The organism is Pseudomonas sp. NPDC090592 (genome assembly GCF_044769185.1).
In the GTDB taxonomy this organism is placed as follows: Bacteria; Pseudomonadota; Gammaproteobacteria; order Pseudomonadales; family Pseudomonadaceae; genus Aquipseudomonas.
On record NZ_JBIVXJ010000036.1, the window covers coordinates 53,975 to 60,385 of the forward strand.

At 59.2% G+C, this 6,411-nt stretch carries 7 protein-coding genes; 4 read left to right on the forward strand and 3 right to left on the reverse strand.

Annotation, left to right across the window (positions count from 1 at the left end; translation table 11 throughout):
• The first annotated feature begins 16 nt into the window (after window positions 1–16).
• Window positions 17–775, forward strand: a complete 759-nt coding sequence (locus tag ACIQUI_RS24770) for a TerC family protein (protein ID WP_391137892.1) — start codon at window positions 17–19, stop codon at window positions 773–775.
• Window positions 776–1,736: 961 nt separating this feature from the next.
• Here ACIQUI_RS24770 and ACIQUI_RS24775 read toward each other — a convergent pair.
• Window positions 1,737–3,068, reverse strand: coding sequence for a CitMHS family transporter (locus ACIQUI_RS24775; RefSeq protein WP_400724583.1), 1,332 nt, complete (start codon window positions 3,066–3,068; stop codon window positions 1,737–1,739).
• An 82-nt stretch (window positions 3,069–3,150) separates the two neighbouring features.
• Window positions 3,151–3,894, reverse strand: coding sequence for an acetoacetyl-CoA reductase (gene phbB, locus ACIQUI_RS24780; RefSeq protein ID WP_391137434.1), 744 nt, complete (start codon window positions 3,892–3,894; stop codon window positions 3,151–3,153).
• 285 nt (window positions 3,895–4,179) lie between these two features.
• Between phbB and ACIQUI_RS24785 the strand changes: the two genes are divergently transcribed.
• The 3 genes from ACIQUI_RS24785 to ACIQUI_RS24795 all read left to right on the forward strand — a co-directional run bounded on the left by ACIQUI_RS24785 (window position 4,180) and on the right by ACIQUI_RS24795 (window position 6,139).
• Window positions 4,180–5,139, forward strand: a complete 960-nt coding sequence (locus ACIQUI_RS24785) for a GntR family transcriptional regulator (RefSeq protein ID WP_403203284.1) — start codon at window positions 4,180–4,182, stop codon at window positions 5,137–5,139.
• Between the two features lie 101 nt (window positions 5,140–5,240).
• Window positions 5,241–5,801, forward strand: coding sequence for a YbhB/YbcL family Raf kinase inhibitor-like protein (locus ACIQUI_RS24790; RefSeq protein ID WP_403203285.1), 561 nt, complete (start codon window positions 5,241–5,243; stop codon window positions 5,799–5,801).
• 47 nt (window positions 5,802–5,848) lie between these two features.
• Window positions 5,849–6,139 carry a DUF1330 domain-containing protein gene (locus ACIQUI_RS24795; protein ID WP_391137425.1) on the forward strand — a complete coding sequence of 97 codons (291 nt, stop codon included), beginning with the start codon at window positions 5,849–5,851 and terminating at the stop codon, window positions 6,137–6,139.
• Between the two features lie 69 nt (window positions 6,140–6,208).
• On the opposite strand, the gene ACIQUI_RS24800 is transcribed toward ACIQUI_RS24795, so the two are convergent.
• A partial coding sequence (locus ACIQUI_RS24800; RefSeq protein WP_403203286.1) for a hypothetical protein occupies window positions 6,209–6,411 on the reverse strand: 203 nt, incomplete at its 5' end.

Consider the following 6,411-nt stretch of genomic DNA (forward strand, 5'->3'; position numbering starts at 1 on the left):
TTGACAGGTACACGATATGGAATGGCTTACCAGCCCAGAGATCTGGGTTGCCTTCTTTACACTGACAGCCCTCGAGATTGTTCTGGGCATCGACAACATCATCATGATTGCAATCCTGGTCGGGCGCATGCCGCCACATATGCGTGCGCGCACCCGCTTCTTCGGCCTGGCCCTGGCGATGGTGACCCGCATCCTGCTGCTGCTGTCGATTACCTGGATCATGGGACTGACCCGCGATCTGTTCCAAGTGTTCGGTCAGGGTATCTCCGGGCGCGACCTGATTCTGTTCTTTGGCGGGCTGTTCCTGCTGTACAAGAGCAGCACGGAAATGTTCCAGAGCCTGGAAGGCGAAGAGGAGCAAGCCAGCGAAACCGCCGGAATTGGCCGAGGCTTCATCGCCACGATCATACAGATCGCGATCATCGATATCGTGTTCTCGCTGGACTCGGTCATCACCGCAGTGGGCATGGTTTCGAACGTACCTGTCATGGTGGCAGCGATCATCGTCGCGGTGATGGTGATGATGATGGCCGCAGGTGGCATCAGCGCGTTCATCGAACGCCATCCAAGCCTGAAGATGCTGGCGCTGGCTTTCCTGGTCGTCGTCGGTACCGTACTGATCGCCGAAGCGTTCGACGTTCATGTTCCCAAGGGCTATGTGTACTTCGCCATGGCCTTCTCGCTGGCCGTGGAGGCGCTGAATATCCGTATGCGCACTCGCCGTGAAAAAACCACGGCGGAAAGTGATTGTGATCAGTTGGCCCAGTCCGACTGAGTTCGACATCCGGTAAAAAAAGGGGCTGCACTGCAGCCCCTTTTTTTTGCGCTCTGCGATTTGGCGAGGTCTGGTAGGAGCGACTGTCTTGCTCAAAAATTGAAGCGCTGCGCGATTCCTGTGGGAGATCACCCAGCCCTTCCGGGCTGCGCTGTCGCGCAGAAAACTGATGCTGGGTGCTCCGCGTACCCTGTGGGAGCGGGCGCGCCCGCGAAGAATCCAACGCGGTGCATGGCACCGGCTGTGCCGGTGTTCGCGGGCTCGCCCGCTCCCACAGGGTCCACGCTAAATCAGCGAGTTATGTGCAGTTCTATGAGAGCGGGCGAGCCCTAATGCCAGTCAAGCCTATAAGGCACATCGGGGCTGCTGGGCAGCCCATCGCCGGCAAGCCAGCTCCCACAGGTGCCGCGCAAATCTCAAGCTTTGCGCAGTCCCTGTGGGAGATTCTATGGTTTCTTGCAATGGCATAAGGGTTGCCAGGTGCTCGCCACGGCATCTTCTGCGCCTGGGAGATCGAGCGCCGCCCGCGCGGCGCATCGCGAGCAAGCTCGCTCCTACATTTGTTTCGGGCCAGTAACGCCTGTGCCATGCGCGCGCGACCGCCTTGTTCGTTCGACGCGATATCGAGCCATGCGCCAAAGCGTTCGCGCGCATCCCCCATAGGAATGATTGGACCGAAACAGATGTAGGAGCGAGCTTGCTCGCGATGCGCCGCGCGGGCGGCGCTCGATCTCCCAGGCGCTGCATATCTAGTGGCCAACACCTGTCAGCCCTGATGCGATCCCTGTGGGGCTGGCTTGCAAACTCGGTGCTCTGCGCGACAGCGCAGCTCAAAAGACTGGGCGTTTTCGAACGTGCCAGGATTATCGACGCCGAAAAAACAATCAGCGCATCGAATGCGCTGATTGATAGAGGCGGGTCTAAACGGGCTTGATGAGGCGCCGTTCACATCTGTTGGTTGTCAGCCAGCGCTCCATGGGAACAGACCGAAAGCCATGGCCACGAACATGATCACCATGCACAGGGCAAATGCCCACTTGAGCGTGTATTTCTGGTGGTCGCTGAACTCCACGCCAGCCAGGCCGCAGAGCAGATAAGTCGAGGCCACCAGCGGGCTGAGCAGGTGGATCGGCTGGCCGACCAGCGAAGCCCGGCCGATTTCGGCGTGGGTAATGCCGTACACCTCGGCCGCCTTGGCCAGTACCGGCAGCACACCATAATAGAAGGCATCGTTGGACATGAAGAACGTCCCCGGGATACTGGCCAGTGCAGTGATCGGCGCCATGTATGGGCCCCACTCCGCCGGCAGCATGTTGAGGAAGCTCTTGGACATCGCATCCACCATGCCGGTACCGGACAGAATGCCGGCGAGAATCCCTGCCGCCAGGAAGATCGCGATCTGGTTGAGTGCAGTCGGTGCATGCGCGGAGATGCGTCGACGCTGGTCTTGCATCTGCGGGTAGTTGATCACCAACGCGATAGAGAACGCCACCATGAACAGGATCGCCAATGGCAGGATTTCCATGACCAGGCCGGCCATCAAAGCGATGGTCAGCGCAGCGTTGAGCCAGAACAGCTTGGGGCGGCGCAGTTCGGCGTTTTCTTCGGACAGCGAAGGTGTTGCTTCGTTGTCGGCATCGTCGAACACGGTCGCGGCTGCACCCAGCGACTGCGGCAAACGTCCCAGCCGCTGACGCTCGCGGGTACCGATGAACCAGGCCAGCAGCAGCACGCCCAGGAAGCTGATGATCAGTGTCGGAATCAGCGGCAGGAACAATTCGGAGGTTTCGACCTGCAGCGAAGCAGCGGCACGCGCCAGCGGCCCGCCCCACGGAAGCAGGTTGGTGACACTGGCCGCAAGGATCACCACGCAGGTCAACGCCAGCGGATCCAGGCGCATGCGTTTGAACAACGGCAACATGGCCGTGACCGTGATCATGTAGGTGGTCGAACCGTCACCGTCGAGCGACACCAGGCCTGCCAGCAATGCGGCAAACACCACGGCCTTCATCGGATCGCCACCGATCAACTGGATGAATTTCTTGATGATGGGATCGAACAGGCCGGTATCGAACATCAGGCCGAAGTAGAGAATGGCGAACATCACCATGATGGCCGTTGGCGCGACCTTGCGCAGGCCTTCGATCATCATGTCGCCCATGTCCGGGCCAAAGCCCGCGATCAGCGCGAAAAGGATCGGCACCGTGGTCATGGCCACCAGAGGTGACAGGCGCTTGGTCATGATCAGGGCCATGAAGGTCACGATCATGCCGTATCCAAGAAGTGACAGCATTTGTACCACCTTGACTTGAAATACAATTATTGTTGTGGGTCAGCGCCGTAACGGGCGCATCAAGGTTCTGAGCGACGGGTCGTCAGCTCATGTGCAACCCGCCATTGAGCGAGAAGTCCGCACCATTGGCATAGCCTGACTCGTCGGATGCCAGCCAGCCGCAGATGGCAGCGATTTCTTCAGGGGTGCCGAGCCGACGGGCAGGAATGTCGTGGATAAGACGGTCCATCATGGCGGTACTGGTGATGGACTTCAGCTTAGGCGTGGAGATGAAGCCTGGAGAAACCGTATTCACCGTGACCCCGCGCGAGCCCACTTCACGCGCCAGCGCCCGGGTAAAGCCACGGATCGCGGACTTGGCGGTCGAATAGTTGACCTGGCCAACCTGGCCCAGCTGGGCATTGACCGACGAGATATTGATTACCCGCCCCCAGCCGCGCGACACCATGTCATCGATGACCTGTTTGGTCACGTTGAACAGCGAGTTGAGGTTGGTGTCGATCACCGTCGCCCAGTCGCTCGGCTGCATGTCGCGGAACACCACATTGCAAGCCGTACCGGCATTGTTGACCAGCACATCGATCGGGCCGATATCCTGCTTGATACGGTCGAAGGTGGACTTGCAGGACTCCCAGTCTGCGACATTGCCCTCCGAGGCGATGAAGTCGAAACCTTTACGCTGCTGTTCGAGCAGCCATTGCGTCTTGTGGGGGGAGTCTGGGCCACAGCCGACGACGACCTTGAAACCATCCCGGTGCAGCCGCTGGCAGATCGCGGTGCCCAGGCCACCCATACCGGCAGTGACATAAGCGATTCGTTTGGACATAGACGTTTACTCCTTTTGTATTTTTGTAGGGAGCAGCAACAGCCAATGGGCAAATGTGCCCAATATTGTACCAACAACCAACGCAGTACAATCTACGCTGATCGCTCCAATCGCAAGCGCTGCTCGCGATCCTGACGCCGTGTTGAACGATGGCAGCACTCACTTTGGACCTGCATTTTTGTAAATGCAAGTGCAATGTTGTCATTCAAATGTATCTTCGCGCTCCGCTGACGGATGGCACCCATGCTTCGTAGGCACCGATGCGATATAGTGATGCAGGCTTTGATGGACAAAATTTCTGCCGGATACCCTGCATTGACGACCCTGACCTCCCCTATCCGCAAGGATCTTGCCAGCCAATTGGCGCCCAGGATTCTCGACATGGCACGAGCCCGCTCGATGCGCTCGGGAGACCCCCTGCGTGAAGAGGCATTTGCCAAGGAGCTGGGAGTGTCCCGGTCCCCTATTCGCCGTGGCTTCGCACTGCTGGAGGAACTGGGGCTGGCGGTCAAGGAACCTAACCGTGGTTTTTTTCTGACCTGTGATGCGCGTAGTGTCGACACGGGCAAACTGCCCCTGGAGGTGGACACCTTCGAAGACTTCTACCTACGGGTGGTGGATGATGTGCTGGCCGGAGACATCGGCGCGTCCTTCTTCGAAGCCGAACTCATGCGCAAATACGCAGTGCCGCGCGGCCAGATCATCAAGGTGCTCAACCGCCTGGCTCGTGAAGGCATGATCGAACGCAACCCCGGTCAAGGCTGGAGCACCAATGCTTTCCTGCATGACACGGACGCTCACATTCAGAGCTACCGCTTTCGCATGGCGGTAGAGCCGGCGGCCTTGCTCGAGCCTGGCTATCAAGTGGACCAGGTCGCTTTCGCCAAGGCTCGCAAGGTCCAGGAATCGTTGCTCGCCGGCGAGATTTTCACGCTGTCCCGTTCTCAGTTGTTCCAGATCGGCGCGCAGTTGCATGAACTGATTGTGCGCTGCTCGGGTAACCCGTTTTTCCTGGAATCCATCCGCCGACAAAACCAACTGCGCCGCTTCATGGCGTACAAGGCGAACGTCGACAGGCCGCGACTGATCCAGCAATGCCGCGAGCACATCGAACTCCTTGACCTGATCGAATCCGGCCAACGTGAAGCGGCGGCCGATTACCTGCGCCGACACCTGGACCACGTAAGCCGCTTGAAGGCTGCGCATGAGGCCAGAATCGCTGAGCAGCGCACTGAATTGGGTTGAGCCCGGTCGGTGCGCGACAATTTTCACGCGAAAGCGTTTGCACATATCCACCCCAATATTCAATCATTGACGCCGAACGATTGGGATACTGGAGTATTATGATGCACAAATGGATTGGCAGCAGCCTGACCTGGATCGTACCGCTAGCGCTGACACTGGGTTCAAGCATGGCACATGCCCAGCGATTCGAAATCAGCTCAACGTCTTACCAGGACGGTGACATCATCAGCAAGCGGCAGGCCGGCACCAGTGTCGAGTGCGGGTCTGGCAACGCCCTCACGCCTCAGGTGAGCTGGCACAATGCGCCGGCCAACACAGCCTCCATCGCAATATTGATGCACGACCCCGATGGTCAGAAAGGGCTGGGTGTTTCTCACTGGGTCGCCTACAACATCGACGCCCGGCGCGGGTCCATCGGTGAAGGAGATGGCCAGCGCAGCCTGCCCGGCATCACTGTCGGCAAGAACGTCAGCGGCGAGCAGGCTTACCGCGGGCTGTGCCCGCCTGCCAGCGATCACCCGCACCACTACACCCTGACCGTCATAGCCACCACCCTGGCTCCGGGCGTCCTCCCACCCAGCTTGAACCGGGACGAGTTGTTGGCGAAACTCCAAGGCAAGACATTGGCAGCGCAGTCGATCGTAGGCCGCTATGGCCAGTGAACGGCAAGCACTTACACAGCACCACTAGAGACGTTGGAGAAGCATGCATGAAAGGTTACTGGATCATCTTCGGCTCAGCCGTCGCCGATGCCGAGGCGCAAAGCGAGTATGCCCGTCTATGGGGGCCCATCAGTGAAAAGTATCAGGCCAAGGTCAAGGTGCTCGACGCTGACCAGGTCGTGGAAACCCTGACCAGCAGCCGCGTCCTGGCCGTCGAGTTCCCCAGCCTGGCCCTGGCCAAGGCTTGCTATGCAGACCCCGCCTACACCGAAGCCAAAGGCTATGCATTACGCGCCGCAAGCCGGGAAATGATCATCATCGAGGGTGATCTGGCGTAACGTCAGTGCAAGCCAGTCACCAACAGCTACAGAAAGGTCGGTAGCTGCTGGTGACCGCACCCGCCGCGCTTAGAACGTGTAGGCGACGCCGGCCTGCACTGTCCGAGGTGCCCCAGGGTAGGCGTAAAGGTTGAACGCCCCCTCGTCGTACTCTTTGTTGAACACGTTCTTCACGTCCAGGTTCAGGCGTACGTGTTCGTTGACCTTGTAGAAAGCCAGCAGGTCAACCACGGTGTACTGGTCCATGTTGTAGGTGACCGCCTCGGTCTGGC

What these genes read in the sequence shown, in the direction of transcription:
- ACIQUI_RS24795 (WP_391137425.1), top strand. Translation starts at nt 5,849, where the DNA reads ATGAAAGGTTACTGGATCATCTTCGGCTCAGCCGTCGCCGATGCCGAG.
- ACIQUI_RS24775 (WP_400724583.1), bottom strand. Translation starts at nt 3,068, where the DNA reads ATGCTGTCACTTCTTGGATACGGCATGATCGTGACCTTCATGGCCCTG.
- ACIQUI_RS24790 (WP_403203285.1), top strand. Translation starts at nt 5,241, where the DNA reads ATGCACAAATGGATTGGCAGCAGCCTGACCTGGATCGTACCGCTAGCG.
- ACIQUI_RS24770 (WP_391137892.1), top strand. Translation starts at nt 17, where the DNA reads ATGGAATGGCTTACCAGCCCAGAGATCTGGGTTGCCTTCTTTACACTG.
- ACIQUI_RS24785 (WP_403203284.1), top strand. Translation starts at nt 4,180, where the DNA reads ATGGACAAAATTTCTGCCGGATACCCTGCATTGACGACCCTGACCTCC.
- phbB (WP_391137434.1), bottom strand. Translation starts at nt 3,894, where the DNA reads ATGTCCAAACGAATCGCTTATGTCACTGCCGGTATGGGTGGCCTGGGC.